The organism is Acidiphilium rubrum (assembly GCF_900156265.1).
GTDB classification, from domain to species: domain Bacteria; phylum Pseudomonadota; class Alphaproteobacteria; order Acetobacterales; family Acetobacteraceae; genus Acidiphilium; species Acidiphilium rubrum.
Genome location: NZ_FTNE01000001.1, coordinates 232,593 through 250,093 on the forward strand (window position 1 = coordinate 232,593; position 17,501 = coordinate 250,093).

General features: G+C 63.8%; 16 protein-coding genes and 1 tRNA gene. 12 read left to right on the forward strand and 5 right to left on the reverse strand.

The features are described 5' to 3' along the window. Positions 1–41: 41 nt before the first annotated feature. Together BW994_RS01040 and BW994_RS01045 are read right to left on the reverse strand one after the other, a co-directional pair. Complete coding sequence (locus BW994_RS01040; protein WP_029312437.1) at positions 42–3,476, reverse strand: indolepyruvate ferredoxin oxidoreductase family protein; 3,435 nt, start codon at positions 3,474–3,476, stop codon at positions 42–44. Between the two features lie 413 nt (positions 3,477–3,889). Further along, positions 3,890–4,504, reverse strand: coding sequence for a hypothetical protein (locus BW994_RS01045; protein WP_139333935.1), 615 nt, complete (start codon positions 4,502–4,504; stop codon positions 3,890–3,892). 104 nt (positions 4,505–4,608) lie between these two features. On the opposite strand from BW994_RS01045, the gene BW994_RS01050 reads away from it, so the two are divergent. From BW994_RS01050 to BW994_RS01060, 3 genes are all read left to right on the forward strand, one after another. Then, positions 4,609–5,157 carry a lysozyme family protein gene (locus BW994_RS01050; protein ID WP_051657425.1) on the forward strand — a complete coding sequence of 183 codons (549 nt, stop codon included), beginning with the start codon at positions 4,609–4,611 and terminating at the stop codon, positions 5,155–5,157. Positions 5,158–5,162: 5 nt separating this feature from the next. Then, positions 5,163–6,077, forward strand: coding sequence for a hypothetical protein (locus tag BW994_RS01055; protein ID WP_029312440.1), 915 nt, complete (start codon positions 5,163–5,165; stop codon positions 6,075–6,077). A gap of 181 nt (positions 6,078–6,258) precedes the next feature. After that, positions 6,259–6,513 carry a transposase gene (locus BW994_RS01060; protein WP_029312441.1) on the forward strand — a complete coding sequence of 85 codons (255 nt, stop codon included), beginning with the start codon at positions 6,259–6,261 and terminating at the stop codon, positions 6,511–6,513. A 14-nt stretch (positions 6,514–6,527) separates the two neighbouring features. Here BW994_RS01060 and BW994_RS01065 read toward each other — a convergent pair. Together BW994_RS01065 and BW994_RS01070 are read right to left on the reverse strand one after the other, a co-directional pair. After that, positions 6,528–6,604, reverse strand: a tRNA-Arg gene (locus BW994_RS01065). Positions 6,605–6,648: 44 nt separating this feature from the next. Then, positions 6,649–7,365 carry a response regulator transcription factor gene (locus BW994_RS01070; RefSeq protein WP_029312442.1) on the reverse strand — a complete coding sequence of 239 codons (717 nt, stop codon included), beginning with the start codon at positions 7,363–7,365 and terminating at the stop codon, positions 6,649–6,651. A gap of 282 nt (positions 7,366–7,647) precedes the next feature. On the opposite strand from BW994_RS01070, the gene ribA reads away from it, so the two are divergent. Next, entirely contained in the window at positions 7,648–8,847 is a 1,200-nt protein-coding gene (gene ribA / locus BW994_RS01075; protein WP_456303714.1) for a GTP cyclohydrolase II, read from the forward strand. A gap of 46 nt (positions 8,848–8,893) precedes the next feature. Further along, entirely contained in the window at positions 8,894–9,352 is a 459-nt protein-coding gene (locus BW994_RS01080) for a L,D-transpeptidase family protein (RefSeq protein ID WP_408734953.1), read from the forward strand. Between the two features lie 39 nt (positions 9,353–9,391). On the opposite strand, the gene BW994_RS01085 is transcribed toward BW994_RS01080, so the two are convergent. Further along, on the reverse strand, positions 9,392–9,733 hold the full coding sequence (locus BW994_RS01085) for a hypothetical protein (RefSeq protein WP_245594150.1): 342 nt from the start codon (positions 9,731–9,733) through the stop codon (positions 9,392–9,394). Between the two features lie 525 nt (positions 9,734–10,258). On the opposite strand from BW994_RS01085, the gene BW994_RS01090 reads away from it, so the two are divergent. The 7 genes from BW994_RS01090 (at position 10,259) to lipA (ending at position 17,501) form a co-directional block, all read left to right on the forward strand. After that, positions 10,259–10,588, forward strand: coding sequence for an FtsB family cell division protein (locus BW994_RS01090; protein ID WP_245594170.1), 330 nt, complete (start codon positions 10,259–10,261; stop codon positions 10,586–10,588). 229 nt (positions 10,589–10,817) lie between these two features. Next, a complete protein-coding gene (pdhA, locus tag BW994_RS01095) occupies positions 10,818–11,855 on the forward strand; it encodes a pyruvate dehydrogenase (acetyl-transferring) E1 component subunit alpha (RefSeq protein ID WP_035229544.1) in 1,038 nt (345 codons plus the stop codon). Positions 11,856–11,858: 3 nt separating this feature from the next. Continuing rightward, a complete protein-coding gene (locus BW994_RS01100) occupies positions 11,859–13,205 on the forward strand; it encodes a pyruvate dehydrogenase complex E1 component subunit beta (protein ID WP_029312735.1) in 1,347 nt (448 codons plus the stop codon). Between the two features lie 15 nt (positions 13,206–13,220). Then, on the forward strand, positions 13,221–14,522 hold the full coding sequence (locus BW994_RS01105; protein WP_029312734.1) for a pyruvate dehydrogenase complex dihydrolipoamide acetyltransferase: 1,302 nt from the start codon (positions 13,221–13,223) through the stop codon (positions 14,520–14,522). Between the two features lie 142 nt (positions 14,523–14,664). Next, entirely contained in the window at positions 14,665–15,159 is a 495-nt protein-coding gene (locus BW994_RS01110) for a GNAT family N-acetyltransferase (RefSeq protein ID WP_029312733.1), read from the forward strand. Beyond that, on the forward strand, positions 15,152–16,549 hold the full coding sequence (gene lpdA / locus BW994_RS01115; RefSeq protein ID WP_029312732.1) for a dihydrolipoyl dehydrogenase: 1,398 nt from the start codon (positions 15,152–15,154) through the stop codon (positions 16,547–16,549). Before BW994_RS01110 ends, lpdA begins: the two co-directional genes overlap by 8 nt. A 7-nt stretch (positions 16,550–16,556) precedes the next feature. Further along, positions 16,557–17,501, forward strand: a complete 945-nt coding sequence (gene lipA / locus BW994_RS01120) for a lipoyl synthase (protein WP_029312731.1) — start codon at positions 16,557–16,559, stop codon at positions 17,499–17,501.

Consider the following 17,501-nt stretch of genomic DNA (forward strand, 5'->3'; position numbering starts at 1 on the left):
CGAACCGATGCATTTTGTGACTCAAGTCCGGGACCGTGGCGCTACTCGGCGGCGATGCCGAACGGTTGCGGGGCTTGGGCCGGGGCCGTTGGGGTGAATGCGGCATCGAGGCTGGCCCAGAGCGGTTCGACCGCGGCGAGATTGTGCGCCTTGATATGGCCGTAGCCGCGAATCTGTGCCGGCAGGCCTGCGAGTTCGACGGCGCGGCCGAAATTGGCCTGGCTCAACCGGGGCAGCACCGCGCGCAGCGAGGTTTCGTAGCGCGCGATCAGGGCGCGTTCGCTGCGGCGTTCCGCAGTATGGCCGAACGGATCGAGGGCGGTGCCGCGCAGGATTTTGAAATGATGCAGCACGCCGAACACGCGCAGCATCCAGGCGCCGTATTCGCGCTTTTGCTGATGGCCGGTGCGCTTGTCGCGCTTGGCCAGCAACGGCGGGGCGAGGTTGAATTTGATCGTTGCGCCGTCTTCGAATTGGGCCGCGATCGCGGCGCGGAAGGCGGGGGCGGCGTAGAGGCGGGCGACTTCGTATTCGTCCTTGTAGGCCATCAGTTTGTAGAAATTGCGGGCGACGGCTTCGGTCAATGCGGTCGAGCCCGGGCGGATGCGCTGCTCGGCGTGGCGCACTTCAGCCAGTAGGGCCATGTAGCGCCCGGCGTAGGCGGTGTTCTGGTAGTCGATCAGCTCGTCGCGGAAGCGGGCGATCACGCTGTCGAGATCGGCCGGGGCGGCGTTGCTGGTGCGGCCGGGCAGTTTGGCGGTGACCGCTTCGAGATCGAGTGCTGCGGCGCGGCCCCAGGCGAAGGCGGCGAGGTTGAGGGCGACCGCCTGGTTGTTGAGGTTGATGGCCTGCTCGATCGAGGTGCGGGCGACCGGGATTTTGCCGGCCTGCCAGGCGTAGCCGAGGACGAAGAGGTTGGTGGCAATGGCGTCGCCCATCAGGGCGGTCGCGATTTTGGTGGCTTCGATGGTGGCCAGGTTCGGTTCGCCGATGCGCTGCGCGATGGTGGTGCGCAGGCGGCGCATCGGCAGGGAAAAATCGGGGTCGCGGGTGAAATCGCCGGTGATGGTTTCGTGCAGATTGACCACGGCCGTGGTGGTGTCGCCCAGGCAGTCGAGGGTTTCGTGTTCGGCGGCGACCAGGGCGTCGCAGCCGAGGAGGAGATCGGCCTGGCCTTGCGGGATGCGCAGCGACTGGCCGGTGCCGGCGGCGCCGCCGAAGCGGACGTGCGAGACCACGGCGCCGCCTTTCTGGGCGAGGCCGAGCACATCGAGCACCGAGACCTTGTTGCCGTCGAGATGGGCGGCCATGCCGAGCAGGGCGCCGATGGTGACGACGCCGGTGCCGCCGATGCCGGCGATGACGACGTTCCACGGGCGGTCGAGGCTCGGGAGCGTGGGTTCGGGGAGGTTTTCGGGGGCGTTGGCCAAGGTGATTTCGGGTTTTCTGACGCCTGCGCCGTGGATCGTGACGAAGCTGGGGCAGAAGCCTTCGACGCAGGAGAAATCCTTGTTGCAGGAGGATTGGTCGATCGCGCGTTTGCGGCCGAATGCGGTTTCGACCGGGACGACGGAGACGCAGTTGGAGGTTTTCGAGCAGTCGCCGCAGCCTTCGCAGACGCGCTCGTTGATGAAGGCGCGTTTGGCGGGGTCGACCATGGTGCCGCGTTTGCGGCGGCGGCGTTTTTCGGTGGCACAGGTCTGATCGTAGATCAGGATGGTCACACCTTGGGTTTCGCGCAGGGTGCGCTGGAGCGCGTCGAGCGTGCGGCGGTGGTGGATGGTGACGCCGGCGGCGAGGTCGGTGACGCCCAGGTATTTTTCCGGCTCGTCGGTGACAATGTCGATTCTTGACGCGCCTTCGGCGGCCATCTGGCGGGTGATTTGGGGCACGCTGAGCGGGCCATCGACGTGTTGGCCGCCGGTCATCGCCACGGCGTCGTTGAACAGGATGCGGTAGGTGATGTTGGCTTTTGCCGCGATCGCGGCGCGGATCGCGAGGCTGCCGGAGTGGTGGTAGGTGCCGTCGCCAAGATTGGCGAAGACGTGTTGTTCGGTGGTGAAGGGGGCCTGGCCGATCCAGGCGACGCCTTCGCCGCCCATCTGGCTGAACACGTCGGTTTCGCGGTCCATCCAGGTGACCATGTAATGGCAGCCGATGCCGGCCATGGCGCGGGAGCCCTCGGGCACCACGGTCGAGGTGGAATGGGGGCAGCCGGAGCAGAAATGCGGGGTGCGGTGGGCGCCGAAATCAAGTTTCCGGGCGATGTCGATATTGGCGCGGAGGTTGGCGAGGCTGGTCGCGCGGGCTTCGGTGGGGTGGATGCGTTGGACGCGGTCACCCAGGGCCAGGGTGATTTCGGCGGCGGAGAGATCGGATTCGGCTTTGAGCAGGGTGAGCCCCCGATCGTCGGTCTTGCCAAGGACCCTGGGGGCGTTGGCGGTGCCGTAGAGGATGGTCTTGATCTGGGTTTCGATGAGGGGCTGTTTTTCCTCGACGACGATGATTTCTTCGAGGCCGTGGGCGAAGGCGCGGATGATGTCGGGTTCGAGCGGCCAGGTCATGCCGAGTTTGAGGATCCGGATGCCGGCGAGGGCGAGATCGGTGCGGGATTGTTCGACATCGAGGAAGGATTTGCCGGCGGTGACGATGCCGATGCGGGCGCCGGGGGCGGGATCGATGATGCGGTTGACCGGATTGGCGCGGACGAAGTCGAGCAGGGCGGGGTGGCGGACGCGGAGGACCCTTGATTCTTGGACCAGGATTGGTTCGTGTAGGCGCATGGCGACGGTAGCCGGGTCGATGTCCGGCATGATGATCGGGATGGCGGGATCGATGATGATCGAGGCGGTGCAGTCGATGATTTCCTCGACGGTCTTGAAGCCGAGGTAGAGGCCGGAGTGGCGCGAGGCGGCCCAGCCGTAGAGGCCGAGGGTGAGAATATCGGGGATCGAACTGGGGGCGAGGATGGGGATTCCGGCGGCGATCAGGGCCTGTTCGGATTGGTTGGCGATCGAGGAGGATTTGGCGGCGTGGTCGTCGCCGGTGACGACCAGGACACCGCCGAGGCGGGTGGTGCCGGCGTAGTTGGCGTGTTTCATCGCATCGCCCGAACGATCGACGCCGGGGCCCTTGCCGTACCACATGGCGAAGACGCCGTCGGCGGTGTGGCCGGGGAACAGCGGGGTCATCTGCGAGCCCCAGACCGCGGTCATGGCGAGGTCTTCGTTGAGGCCGGGTTTGAAGACGATGTTTTCGGCTTCGAGCGCCTTGGCGGCGGCGAAGGCCTGGATATCGAGCCCGCCGAGGGGGGAGCCGCGGTAGCCGGAGAGGAAGCCGGCGGTGTTGAGGCTGGCCGCACGGTCGCGCCGGCGCTGGGTGAGCAGCAGGCGGATCAGCGCCTGGGTGCCGGTGAGGATCATCGGCCCGGCTTCGGCGGTGTAGCGCGCGTCGCGCGCGTGTTCAGCGGTTTTCATAACGCGGTTCGCTCCTGCACCTGAGCGGTGCGTTCGAATTGCGACCACCGTGAACGGCGTGTCTTCCCTGCGTTGAATATGTGCAGAATGCGGGCGATTGGCGAGATAAATCAGCGGTTTGCGGCGGGCAGCGGCGGCGGGGGCGGATGTTTTGGTTTGCTGCTTGGGGGTGGCGAGCCGGGATCGGGCGGGGCGGGGGATGCTGGTTTTTCACGAAATAATATTTCGCGGCGGCGGATCGGCGGGGGAAAGACGGGGCGCGGCGGCGTCATAGGTCGGGGATTATCACGCGATTGTGATGGAATTGGGTGGTGGATTGGGGCTGGGACGGGGTGAGGGCATGGGTTCGCGGGCCGCTGATCGTCTATTTTATTACGATAACGTAACTAAACGGGCGCAGCAAAGTGCCGGAGTCAGGCGGGTCGTTTTTTGAACTCCGGGTGTGCGAGTTGGGGTGCGTCGGGTTCGGGTGCAACGGGTTCGGGCGCATCGGGTTTGGGCGCGCCGAAGATGATGTGGCGGCGGGATTCCGTGACGGGCGGTTGGTCGGGGAAGAACGGCGGTTCGGTTGGCAGGTCGACGCCCATCGCGTTGTAGAGCGGGGTGAGGATGCGGATGAGTTTTGGGTTGGCTTGCAGGAGACCCGCGAACGTGGGGTCGCCAAGGAGGTGCTGCAGGGTGAAGCGGGCGAAGCCGGTCTCGGGGAGCAGGCGGTAGAGCCAGGCTTCGCTGCGCGGCAGGGTAAGGCGTTTGCGGCGCGGTTGGTGGGTCTGTGCGGTGTCCGGTTCGGTGGTCGCCGCGGCTTGGGGTTTGGGCGCGGGGCGCTTTGGCCTTGTTGGTTGGGCGCCGCGCGCGAGGGCGGCGAGGAAGCGGGCGGTGAGGTTGCGCAGGCGGATCCAGATCAGGTGGACCATGGGGGCGGGGATATGGGCGGCGCGGCCTTTTTCGGCGACGATCGCGCAAAGCGCGTCCATCACGGTGGCGAAGCAGACGATCGTGAAAGGGGGTTGCGCGCTTGTTTCTGACACGCGGGCTTTATAGGGCAGGAGGGTAGGGGGTGCGAAAGCGGAATCGGCGGTGGCGCCTGTCGCGCGATGATCCGCGGTTGAGGGATGGGTCTCTGATTGGTTCGATGCTGCTCAAAAGTGCCGGTAGATTTTACGCCGGCCCCGATTTCTGGCGCCAAAATCCCTCGGTTGCTTGGTGGAATACCCGACCGCGCGTGTTCACCGGCCTTTTCGCCCCGCAGTTTCCCAATGTTGCCCGCGTCGTGAGCTGGACCATTCCCCGGCCGGCGCGCAATGGCACAACCTACACCAACACCTACTATGGTCGCGGCTATGTTCAGCTCACCTGGGGTGAGAATTACCTGAAACTCGGCAAAGCGATCGGCATGGATGAGGCCTTGGCCGAGCATCCTGATGATGCGCTGAAACCCGGGATCGCCTACAAGATCATCTCCTATGGCATGCGCAAGGGAAGCTTCACAGGCCGCAAGCTGAGCGACTTCATCCAGGGGACAAGCTGTGACTATTACAATGCCCGCACGATCATCAACGGCCACGACCACGCCGCGGGCATTGCCGATTGCGCCGTTCAGATCGAGGGGCTTCTACGACTTGGCCCGCCACCGGAGGGCGCACCGGTGAGGCATCAACTTCCGACGGTCATCTGGGTGTGAGCTTCATGAGATATGCGACCCGGAAAGCCTTCAAATCGCCCTTGATCTTCGCCGCGATCTGCGGATTCGCGGCCGCGGCGCCTATCGCCTCATCGGCTGCTGAGGCGCATCCAGCGCTTCATAATGCGGCCTACGCCGTCGAAGTCCGGCAAGGTAATATCCAAATCGTCTCGCGCCGGACCCACGAGCCGGTCTTCTCGGTCGCCAGATTGGCCCGCGCGGAATATGAGATCCTGCGCGCGCAATCGGGATTGTCGGCAAGTGACCGTGAAACACCGTTCCAGGTCCGCCAAAGTTTCACGCTCGTTTCGCTTTACGGCCCCTTTCTCGCCTTGCGCGACCAGACCTTGATCGAACAGGGATCGGGCGCGCTGCCCGGCGGCGGTGTGCGGTATTGGACGATCGATCTCCGCCGCCCCGAAAACCTCAATCTCGACCCGAAGCGCCCGCTCGCCGCCCTGCTACAGCCGGATGGTGCGATAATGTCGCTCGCCACGCTGTACGCCCCCCCGCAAATGACAGAGGCTTTGGCGCATGATCCGTTCGTTCGGAAATTCGTCACGCCACGCGCCGGGCAGTCACCCCAATCAGTGCTCGACGCACTGTCGCACGCGACATTGACGAACCCGAAAATTTGCCTCGACGCCCCGCGCGATATGCTGTCGCGCTTTGCCATCGTGTCGGCAACACCATCGACGCTTGGGATCCGGCTCGGCTTGCCGGGTCGTGCTTCGTGCCGGGGTAACCTCACCAATCTAGGGCTCACGTTACCGTTGCTGAAGACGATCAGGACTGAAGCCGGTCCGGATGCCCGGGTCATGAGCGCGCCGCGCGATGCCGGCAGCGTCACCATCGTCGAAGGTCATGCTCCACCTGAAACCCAATCCAATGGGGGGCAGTTTTCACCAGCACGACAATAAGCTCTTCAAATATGGGCAAAGGATCACGAAACAAGATTTCGCCAGGGAAACGGCCAAGCCGATTCCGATATCGGCCGGCCGCATGATTTGACGCCACGCAGGGTGAGGCGGTCCCTGAAAACTGGACAGGTCGCTAACAGAGAGCCTGGCCCTAAAACGGCGTAGAGCCAAAGGGTTAGAGATGACGAATATCCGAAAGAAGCACGGCGCGGCATTCAAGGCGAAAGGGACGATGGCGGCAATCCGAGAGGAAGGGACGATTGCCGAGCTTGCGAGCAGGTACGGTGTGCATGCCAGCCAGATCCATGCGTGGAAGAAGGTTGTGCAGGAGGGCGTGAGGGGCCAGTTTGACGGCGAGAAGGACCGGCTGCTCGTTTCCGCAAAACACGAGCCTGGTGGAAAACATGACTTCGACCGTGCTGAGAAGCACGGGTAAGTGTTTGATTTTATTGGCGTCCCCGGCGGGATTCGAACCCACGGCCCCAGGATTAGGAATCCTGTGCTCTATCCTGCTGAGCTACGGAGACGTGGCGTTGGTATAGCAAAGCGCCAACGCCACGCCAAACCTGGCTCAGCCGACCGGTTCGGTGGCTTCCTGGCTGAGGCGGTAGCCGCCGCCTTCGGTGATCAGCAGGCGGGCCTGGTTGGGTTCGGGTTCGATTTTCTGGCGCAGGCGGTAGACGTGGGTTTCGAGCGTGTGGGTGGTGACCGCGGCGTTGTAGCCCCAGACTTCGTTCAGGAGGATCTGCCGGCCGACCGATTTGCCGCCGGCGCGGTAGAGGTATTTCAGGATTGCCGCTTCCTTGTCGGTCAGGCGGATGCGGCGGTTCTTGATCGGTTCGTGCAGCAGTTTCATCGCCGGGCGGAAGGTGTAGGGGCCGATCTGCAGCACCGCGTCCTCGCTGCTTTCGAAATTGCGCAGATGCGCGCGCAGGCGGGCGAGCAGTTCGGCGAGGCGGAAGGGCTTCGCGACATAGTCGTTGGCGCCGGAATCGAGGCCGCGGACCACGTCCTGCTCCTCGGCCGAGCCGGTCAGCATGATGATCGGGATTTTCATGCCCGATTTGCGGAGCCCGGCGCAGAAGCTGCGGCCGTCGCCGTCCGGCAGGCCGACATCGAGGATGATGGCGTCGAACCGCTGGTCGGCTTTGGCGAGGATCGCCTCGGCTTCGGCGATCGTGCCTGCCTCGGTCGGGGTGAACTCGTTATCGGCCCGCAATTGTTCGCTCAGCGTGGTGCGCAAGGCCCGATCATCGTCGACAATCAGGATGGGATGATGGCTCGTCATGGCTCGGTTCCTCGAAAAACTCAGTTCGACCAGTCGATGTGCCTGCCGCGATAACCGCTGCCGCCGCTTCACGCCACCCTTGCGGGGCCGATCACGGCGATTTGCTGTCGCAGGGCACGGTTTGACGCACGCATGGGCCCACAGCAGATGATGCCTGTTCGTTGCACACCCGGCGATGCGCCCTCTGGCCGATTTGGCCGCTCACATCCATATACATAAGAACCGTGTATGCCATAGGTCACCCGTTCTTTATGGATATTGGGACAAGATGAATGAATTGCCATGACCCTGTTGCCCTCCGTTACGCCTGATCGCGCCGCCGGTGGCGTTTCCCGCAAGAATACCGTGGGTGCTCCTCGCACCGATACGATGGGTGCTCCTCGCACCGATACGATGGGTGCGCCCCGCACCAGGGCGGTGCATCGGGCGGTTGCCGACAGCCGGCGCGGTGTGCCGGTGATCATTGCCGGGCCGCAGCCGTTGATTGTCGCCCCCGCCGAGACCGTGGGGGCCGAGGGGTTGAATTTGATCGATCGGCTGGCGGCCGGGCCGGCGAGCCTGCTGTTGGCGCCCGCGCGCGCGGAGGCGGTGCTGGGCGTGGCGATTGCCGAACCGGGGGTGGCGGTCGCGCTGGCGCTCGCGCGGCCGTTGATCGACGCCGCCACGCTGCGCCGGGCGGCGGACCCGACGCTCGAACAGATACTGCCGCGCTTCAATCGCACGGTCGTACCGGGCCAGGCGGCGGCGGCGCTCGCGCTGGGCAAGCTTGCGCGGTTGCTGCCGGCGATGGTCGTGGCCCCGGTGCGGGCGGGCTGGGCATCGCTGCCGCTGGGTGCGGGGTTGCTGGTGGTGCCCGCGGCGGATTTGCTGGCGTATCCGACCGAACTGGCCGCGACGCTGCACCGCGTTGCCGAGGTGGCGATACCGCTCGCCGATGCGCCGGATGCGCGGTTGATCGCGTTTCGCGCGCTCGATCAGGGGATCGAGCACATGGCGATCCTGGTGGGCGATCCGGCCGGCCAGCCGGCACCGCTGGTGCGCATCCATTCCGAGTGTTTCACCGGCGATCTGCTCGGTTCGCTGCGCTGCGATTGCGGCCCTCAGTTGAAGGGCGCGATCAAGCGCATGGCGGATGAAGGTGCGGGGGTGGTGCTGTATCTGGCGCAGGAGGGCAGGGGTATCGGGCTGATCAACAAGCTGCGGGCCTATACGCTGCAGGACCGCGGGCTGGATACGGTCGATGCCAACCGCGCGCTCGGCTGGCAGGCGGATGAGCGCAATTTTCATATCGCGGCGGCGATGCTCGAATCGCTGGGGCTGCATCGTATTCGGCTATTGACCAACAATCCGGATAAAACCGCTGGTCTGATGGCGTGCGGTGTCGAGATCGTCGAGCGGGTGGCGCATATCATCGCACCCAACGGCGTCAATGATGGCTATCTGGCCACCAAGGCCGCGCGCATGGGGCATTTGTTTGAATAAGGTGGAGCTGCACATCGCCTCGGTCCGGGGCGATGGATATTTATGGTTGGGGCCGGAGCGGTTTCAGGCGTCGATCGGGGCGCGGGGCATCGTGCGGCACAAGGAGGAGGGCGATAGCGGCACCCCCGCCGGGCGGTTGGCGCTGCGGCGGGTGCTGTATCGGGCCGATCGGGTCGCCTTGCCGCGCTGCGCGGTGCCGACCGAGCCGATCGCGCGCGGCGATGGCTGGTGCGATGATCCGCATCACGCCGATTACAATTGCATGATCCGGCTGCCGCACGCGGCGCGGCATGAGGCGTTGTGGCGCGACGATGCGCTGTACGATGTGATCGGCGTGCTGGGGTGGAACGACGCGCCGGTGGTCCGCGGCCGGGGTTCGGCGATTTTTCTGCACGCGGCGCGGCCGGATTATCGGCCGACTGCCGGTTGCATCGCTTTGGCGCCGGCCGATCTGATCGCGGTTCTGGCCAAGGGGCTGACCGCGATCGATGTTATCGGGGGTTGATGCTGCGTTCGGGCTGATGGACCGCCCGAACGCCTGTGATCAACGGCCGATCGGCACATTGATGCCGAACGACAGCGACGGCGGGCCGTAATAGGCGGGCGGCGGCGGCGCATAGTAAACCGGCGGCGGGGGCGGCGGCGGCGGTGCGTAATAGACCGGCGGCGGCGGCGGGTAGTAGCCGCGCGGGCCCCGATAGCCGCCACGCCAATCATCATCACCGCGATGATGCCAGCCGGGCCGGCCATGGTCGCCACCATCATGCTGCCATGGCGGATCGGCGAACGCAGTGCCGGCTGTGGCAAGCCCCACGGCACCGGCCAGGCCAGCCAGAACCAGAATGCGCCGGATGGTCTGGCCCTGACGGTTCGGTTTGCGGTTCATGATCAAAACTCCTCGTTAAGCTATGGAAGGATATAGTTACGCATCATGGCAAAGGAGCGGCCGCAATTCGGGCGAAATACGGCTGACCAAAATTTCATGATCATGGGATGGGAGATCGATGGAGGTGGGAGATTGGTGTGGAGGAAGCAAGGCGGGGGGCTTTGCCCCCTCGACCCCCACTAAGGGCGGAGCCCTTAGAACCCGCTAGTTTTAGGCAAGGGGAGGGCGCTGCCTCGGATTTTCCGCTGATCTGGCCTGTGTCGCCCTCCCCTTGCCTAAAACTAATGGATTTTAAAGGCTCCGCCTTTAACGGGGTCCAGGGGCAGAGCCCCTGGCCTTACTTGCTCCAGGCCAGGCACCCATCCCCATTGATCTGACGATCCCATGACCATGGGGTCTTGCGGAGGGGTGGGGCGGGGCGGCATTGTTGGGTTGGATTGGGGTTGGGTGATTTTTTGTGATGAGCGGGCGGTTTTTGTGAAGCGGCGTGTCAGGGCGGTGATCATACCGTTATTGTTACTGATCGTGACGGGGTATTTTGTGTTCAATGCGATCAAGGGGTCGCGCGGGATTACGGCGCAGCGGCAGGATCAGGGGTTGTTGGTGCGTGACCAGGCGACGTTGGCGGGTGTGCAGGCGCGGCGGGATCGGTGGCAGGCGCGGGTGGATGCGTTGCGGCATCATGCGATCGACCGGGACATGTTGAATGCTCAATCGCGATCGGTTTTGAACCTGGCCAATCCGGATGATTTGTCGGTGCCGTTGAAGCCGTTGCCGCCGGGGACGGCGGCACCTGTTGCAGGTGGTGCGCAGGCGCCCGCTCCGCCGGCCGCGGCATCGACCGCGAAGCCGTGAGCGGCGTCGTGTGTGGTGCATAGGTGGGGCGCACGAGTGCGGTGGGGCGTTGGCTTGAGGGGGCTCGTGGTCGTTCGTTTGAACGGCGGGTAAGACGTTAACTGATTTTCGGTTAACATGCGTATTGCATTGCACAATCGATGTTTTTTTCGTGACACGCTTGCCAATCGGCACGGTTGCGACGATTGAGGGACGAGTTTAGTTGCCCGTTGATTTGATGGAGGGGGATATGGCGGCAAGCCAGGCGAAATCGATCACCAAAACATCGTCGGCGGTGCGCAAGCGCGCCGGCAAGGCGGCTCCCGCGCTCGATCGTGATGAATTGCTGGCCGCTTATTCCAAAATGCTGCTGATCCGCCGGTTCGAGGAAAAGGCCGGTCAGCTTTACGGCATGGGGCTGATCGGTGGGTTCTGTCATTTGTATATCGGCCAGGAGGCGGTGGTGACCGGCATGCAGCTGGCGCTGGAGCCGGGCGACCAGGTGATCACCTCGTATCGCGACCATGGGCACATGATTGCGTGCGACATGGACCCCAAGGGTGTGATGGCGGAGCTGACCGGGCGCGCGGGCGGATATTCGCACGGCAAGGGCGGCTCGATGCACATGTTTTCCAAGGAAAAGGGTTTTTACGGCGGCCATGGCATTGTCGGCGCGCAGGTTTCGCTGGGCGCGGGGCTGGCGTTCGCCAATCATTATCGCGGCAACGACCGGGTGACTTTGGCCTATTTCGGCGAGGGTGCGTCGAACCAGGGGCAGGTGTTCGAGAGTTTCAATCTGGCGGCGTTGATGAAGCTGCCGGTGGTTTTCATCATCGAGAACAATCGCTACGGCATGGGCACCAGCGTCGAGCGGGCATCGGCCTCGCGCGATCTGAGCCAGAACGGCGCGCCTTGGCATATTCCGGGCATGCAGGTGGACGGCATGGACGTGATGGCTGTGAAGGCGGCGGCGGAGCAGGCGGTGGCGCATTGCCGCGCCGGCAACGGGCCGTATCTGCTGGAGATGAAGACGTATCGGTATCGCGGTCATTCGATGTCGGACCCGGCGAAGTATCGGACGCGCGAGGAGGTGCAGAAGATGCGCACCGAGCATGATTGCATTGATCTGGCGCGCAAGGGGCTCGAGGCGCTGGGTGTTGCCGAGGATCAGCTCAAGACGATCGATGACGAGATCAAGCAGCGGATTCAGCAAGCGGCGGATTTCGCGCAGGAGAGCCCGGAGCCTGATGAATCCGAGTTGTGGACCGATATTCTGGTGGAGGCGTAAGCGATGAGCACGGACGTTCTGATGCCGGCGCTGAGCCCGACGATGACCGAGGGCAAGCTGGCCAAATGGCTGAAGAAGATCGGGGATACGGTGAAATCCGGCGATGTGCTGGCCGAGATCGAGACCGACAAGGCGACCATGGAGGTCGAGGCGGTCGATGAGGGTGAGTTGCTGAAAATCCTGGTGCCGGAGGGTACCGACAACGTGCCGGTGAATGCGCCGATTGCGGTGCTCGGCACCAAGGGTGAGAGCGTGGCGGCGCCGCAGGTCAAGGCCGAGTCGCCGAAGGTTGAGGCGAAGGTTGAGGCGAGGGCGGAGACCAAAGCCGCGCCGAAGGCGGCGCCGGTGCCGGACAGCGAGAAGGATTGGGGCCCGACCAGCGAGATTACGGTGCGCGAGGCGTTGCGCGATGCGATGGCCGCCGAGATGCGCCGCGATGGCGATGTGTTTCTGATGGGTGAGGAGGTGGCGCAGTATCAGGGCGCCTACAAGATCAGCCAGGGTCTGCTCGATGAGTTCGGCGAGAAGCGCGTGATCGATACGCCGATCACCGAGCACGGGTTCACCGGCATGGCGGTGGGGGCGGCGATGTCCGGCCTCAAGCCGATCGTCGAATTCATGACGTTCAATTTCGCGATGCAGGCGATCGATCAGATCATCAATTCGGCGGCCAAGACGCTGTATATGTCGGGTGGGCAGATGGGCTGCCCGATCGTGTTTCGGGGGCCCAATGGTGCGGCGGCACGCGTCGCGGCGCAGCACAGCCAGTGTTATGCCTCGTGGTACGCGCATTGCCCGGGGTTGAAGGTCGTCGCACCGTATTCGGCGGCCGATGCCAAGGGGTTGCTGCGGGCGGCGATCCGTGATCCGAACCCGGTGATCTTTCTCGAGAACGAGATTCTGTACGGGCATAAGTTCGAGGTGCCGACCGATGACGAGTTCATCCTGCCGATCGGCCGCGCCAAAATCGAGCGCGCGGGCGAGGACGTCACCATCGTTGCGTTTTCGCTGATGGTCGATGTTGCGCTGAAAGCCGCCGAGCTGCTCGACCAGCAGGGGATTTCGGCCGAGGTGATCAATCTGCGGACGATTCGCCCGCTCGATATCGAAACCATCGTCGCCTCGGTGAAGAAGACCAGCCGGGTCGTCAGTGTCGAGGAAGGCTGGCCGTTCGCCGGTATCGGCGCGGAGATTGCCATGCAGATCACCGAGCACGCGTTCGACTGGCTGGATGCGCCGCCGACCCGGGTTTCCGGCCTCGATGTGCCGATGCCCTATGCCGCCAATCTGGAAAAACTGGCCTTGCCCCAGCCGAACTGGGTGGTCGATGCCGTGAAAAAACTGTTCTGAACCGGGAGCGCTGCCATGGCCACCAACATCCTGATGCCGGCCCTATCGCCCACCATGACCGAGGGCACCCTCGCGAAATGGCTCAAGAACGAGGGTGATACCATCAAATCCGGCGATGTGATCGCCGAGATCGAGACCGACAAGGCGACCATGGAGGTCGAGGCGGTCGATGAGGGCGTGCTTGGCAAGATCCTGGTCGCGGCGGGCACCGAAGGTGTGGCGGTGAACGCGCCGATCGCCGTGCTGGTCGATGCTGGTGAGGCGGTGCCGAGCGCGGCAGCGGCGCCGGCCCCAAAAGCTGAGGCCCCCGCGCCCAAAGCCGCCGTCGAGGCGACGCCGGCCCCGGCGCCGCGCGGCGAACCCAAGGCGAACGGGCACGATACCAGCGATCATGGCGCGCGTATTTTTGCCTCGCCGCTGGCGCGCCGCATGGCGCAGCAGGCGGGGCTCAATCTGGCGGGCATTACAGGGTCCGGGCCAAACGGGCGCATCGTCAAGGCCGATATCGATGCGGCGCGCGGCCAGACGCCCGCCGCCCCGGCGGGTGTGCCGCAAGCGGCCGCGGCGCCGGTCGCGGCGCCGGCCGCCTCACTGGCACCGAAACCCGCCGAGATCACCGCGCCGCACGATGCGGTGCCGCATTCCTCGATGCGCAAGGTGATCGCCAAGCGGCTCCAGGCCGCCAAGCAGACGATTCCCCATTTCTATCTGTCGATGGATGTCGAACTCGATGCGCTGCTGAAACTGCGCGCCGATCTCAATGCCCAGTCGCCTAAGGATGGCGCGGGCGCGTTCAAACTCTCGGTCAACGACCTGATCATCAAGGCCAGCGCAATCGCGCTGCGGCGCGTGCCCGCAGCCAACGCCAGCTTCACCGATGATGCCATGATCCGCTATCACGACGTGGATATTTCGGTGGCGGTCGCGATTCCGGATGGGCTGATCACGCCGATCATCCGCAAGGCGGACCAGAAGGGCCTGGCCGCGATCAGCAACGAGATGAAAGACCTCGCCGCCCGGGCGAAATCCGGCAAGCTGAAACCCGAGGAATTCCAGGGCGGCTCGTTCTCGATTTCGAACCTCGGCATGTTCGGCATCACCAGCTTTTCCGCGATCATCAACCCACCGCAAGGGGCGATCATCGCGATCGGCGCCGGGGAGAAACGCCCGGTGGTGCGCGGGGCGGAGCTGGCGATCGCCACCGTGATGACCGTGACATTGTCATGCGATCATCGCGTGGTCGATGGCGCGATCGGGGCGGAGTTCCTCGCGGCGTTTAAATCGATCGTCGAGGCGCCGCTCAGTTTGATGCTTTAGGGGCAGGAAGCATGTTCTTTTTTGAAAAAAAGAACCAAAAAACTTTTTTGAGCTGGGCCATTGGCTTTGGCGATTGTACGCCTCCGGACCAAGCGAATGAGAGTTTTTGCTTCTTTTTTCAAAAAGAAGTCTTCCCTTCCTGATGCCTGATTTTACCCTCCGCGACGCGACTCCCGCCGATACCGACGCCGTGCTCGCTCTGGTGCACGACCTCGCCGTTTATGAACGCGCGCCGAATGCCGTGGACATGACCGCGCCGATGCTGCACGCGGCGCTGTTCGGCGACAAGCCGCTCGCCCATGCGATCGTTGCCGAAGATGAAGAACTTCTCGGCTTCGCGCTCTATTTCACCAGTTTTTCGACCTGGACGGGCAAGGCCGGGATTTATCTCGAGGATTTGTTCGTCAAGCCCGAAGCGCGCGGCAGGGGGATCGGCAAGGCGCTGCTGCAATCTCTCGCGGCGGAGGCGATCCGGCGCGATTGTGCGCGGCTCGAGTGGCAGGTGCTCGATTGGAACGAACCCGCGATTGCGTTCTACAAATCCCTCGGTGCCGAACCGCTCGATGAATGGACGCGCTATCGCGTCAAAGGCGAGGCGCTCAAAGCGCTGGCCAAGCAGGAGACCAAACATGGCTGATCAGAATTTCGATGTCGTCGTGGTCGGCGGCGGGCCGGGCGGCTACGTCACCGCGATCCGCGCGACGCAGCTTGGCATGAAGACCGCGCTGGTCGAGCGTGAGAATTTGGGCGGCATCTGCCTCAACTGGGGCTGTATTCCGACCAAGGCGCTGCTGCGTTCATCGGAAATTAACCATTTGCTGCATAATCTCGGCGAATTCGGGTTTGCGGCGGATAATATCAGCTTCGATCTCGCCAAAGTGGTCAAGCGCTCGCGCGGTGTCGCCAAGCAATTGTCGTCCGGCGTCGCGCATCTGATGAAAAAGAACAAGATCACCGTGTTCGACGGCACTGGCGCCCTCGCCGGGGTCCGCACGCTCAAGGTCGAGAAAGACGGCAAACCCGTCGCCACGCTGACCGCGAACCACATCATTTTCGCGACCGGCGCACGGGCCCGCGTGCTGCCCGGTCTGGAGCCGGATGGCAAATTCATCTGGTCCTATCGCGAGGCGATGGTGCCGGACATGATGCCGAAATCGCTGGTGGTGATCGGGTCTGGTGCGATCGGCATCGAATTCGCCAGTTTCTACCGCAACATGGGGGCGGAGGTGACGGTGATCGAAGCCCTGCCGCGGATTCTGCCGGTCGAGGATGAGGAGATCTCGGCCTTCATGCACAAGCAGTTCGAAAAACAGGGCATGAAACTGCTGACCGGGGCGGTGTTCAAGAGCGCCGAAAAGGGCAAGGACAGCATTACCGTGACCATCGAATCCGGCGGCAAGGAGCACCGGATCACGGCGGATCGTGCGATTTCGGCGATCGGCATCGTCGGTAATTTCGAAAACCTCGGGCTCGAGGCGGCGGGTGTGACGATCGAGCGCACGCATGTGGTGGTCGATGGGTTCGGCCGGACCGGGGTTAACGGCATTTACGCGATCGGCGATCTGACCGGGCCGCCCTGGCTTGCCCACAAGGCCAGCCACGAGGGGATCATCTGCATCGAGAAAATCGCGGGTCTCAATCCGCATGAATTCGAGACCGGCAATATTCCGGGCTGCACCTATTGCCGCCCGCAGGTTGCTTCGGTGGGCATGACCGAGGCGAAGGCCAAGGAATCCGGCCGGAAAATCAAGGTCGGCCGGTTTCCGTTCATCGGCAATGGCAAGGCGATCGCGATGGGCGAGCCTGAGGGTATCATCAAGACGATTTTTGACGCCGAAACCGGCGAAATGCTCGGCGCGCACATGGCCGGCGCCGAGGTGACCGAGATGATCCAGGGCTATGTCATCGCGCGGCAGTTGGAGACGACCGAATCCGATCTGATGCATACGGTCTTCCCCCACCCTACGGTCAGTGAAGCGATGCATGAATCGGTGCTTGACGCCTATGGTCAGGTCATCCACTTCTGACCGCATGATGCGTACCGAAATAGATCACCGGGTCAGGCACCCGGAAAAGCAGCACCGGAGCGACAATCCGATCCAGCACAAGCCCGCCTGGATCCGGGTGAAGGCGCCGACGCACCCGATCTATCTCGAAACCCGCAACCTGATGCGCGCAAGCGGGCTGGTGACGGTGTGCGAGGAAGCCGCCTGCCCGAACATCGGCGAATGCTGGTCCCAGCGCCATGCGACCATGATGATCATGGGCGAGATCTGCACCCGGGCCTGCGCGTTCTGCAATGTGTCGACCGGTCATCCCAACCCGCTGGCGGCGGATGAGCCTGAGCGCGTTGCCGCCGCGGTTGCCAAGCTCGGGCTGCGGCATGTGGTGATCACCTCGGTCGATCGGGATGATCTGGCGGATGGCGGTGCGGCGCATTTTGCCGCGGTGATCGGCGCGATCCGTGCCGCGACGCCGGCGACCACGATCGAAATTCTGACGCCCGATTTTCTACGCAAGCCGGGTGCGATCGAAACCGTGACGATGGCGCAGCCGGATGTGTTCAATCACAATCTGGAGACCGTGCCGCGCCTGTACCCGACCATCCGGCCCGGCGCGCGGTATTTCCAGTCGCTGCGGCTGCTCGATCGGGTCAAGCAGCTCGATGCCGGCATGTTCACCAAATCGGGCCTGATGGTGGGGCTGGGCGAGACCAAGGCTGAGATCGGTCAGGTGATGGATGATCTGCGGATCGCCGATGTCGATTTCCTCACGATCGGGCAATATCTGCAACCAACCGTTAAGCATGCTGCGGTAGACCGGTTCGTGCCGCCCGATGAATTCGCGGAATTGGCCGCCATGGCGCGTGCGAAAGGGTTTCTGATGGTTTCGGCGACGCCGCTGACCCGATCGTCCTACCATGCCGATGCGGACTTCGCTTCGTTGCGGGCGGCGCGCGCGGCGAAACTGGTGGCCTGA

Bases quoted from the DNA above. Each gene is read 5' to 3' on its own strand.
- BW994_RS01040 (WP_029312437.1), bottom strand. From the start codon at position 3,476: ATGAAAACCGCTGAACACGCGCGCGACGCGCGCTACACCGCCGAAGCC.
- BW994_RS01050 (WP_051657425.1), top strand. From the start codon at position 4,609: ATGCTGCTCAAAAGTGCCGGTAGATTTTACGCCGGCCCCGATTTCTGG.
- BW994_RS01055 (WP_029312440.1), top strand. From the start codon at position 5,163: ATGAGATATGCGACCCGGAAAGCCTTCAAATCGCCCTTGATCTTCGCC.
- BW994_RS01060 (WP_029312441.1), top strand. From the start codon at position 6,259: ATGACGAATATCCGAAAGAAGCACGGCGCGGCATTCAAGGCGAAAGGG.
- BW994_RS01070 (WP_029312442.1), bottom strand. From the start codon at position 7,365: ATGACGAGCCATCATCCCATCCTGATTGTCGACGATGATCGGGCCTTG.
- ribA (WP_456303714.1), top strand. From the start codon at position 7,648: ATGACCCTGTTGCCCTCCGTTACGCCTGATCGCGCCGCCGGTGGCGTT.
- BW994_RS01085 (WP_245594150.1), bottom strand. From the start codon at position 9,733: ATGAACCGCAAACCGAACCGTCAGGGCCAGACCATCCGGCGCATTCTG.
- pdhA (WP_035229544.1), top strand. From the start codon at position 10,818: ATGGCGGCAAGCCAGGCGAAATCGATCACCAAAACATCGTCGGCGGTG.
- BW994_RS01100 (WP_029312735.1), top strand. From the start codon at position 11,859: ATGAGCACGGACGTTCTGATGCCGGCGCTGAGCCCGACGATGACCGAG.
- BW994_RS01105 (WP_029312734.1), top strand. From the start codon at position 13,221: ATGGCCACCAACATCCTGATGCCGGCCCTATCGCCCACCATGACCGAG.
- BW994_RS01110 (WP_029312733.1), top strand. From the start codon at position 14,665: ATGCCTGATTTTACCCTCCGCGACGCGACTCCCGCCGATACCGACGCC.
- lpdA (WP_029312732.1), top strand. From the start codon at position 15,152: ATGGCTGATCAGAATTTCGATGTCGTCGTGGTCGGCGGCGGGCCGGGC.
- lipA (WP_029312731.1), top strand. From the start codon at position 16,557: ATGCGTACCGAAATAGATCACCGGGTCAGGCACCCGGAAAAGCAGCAC.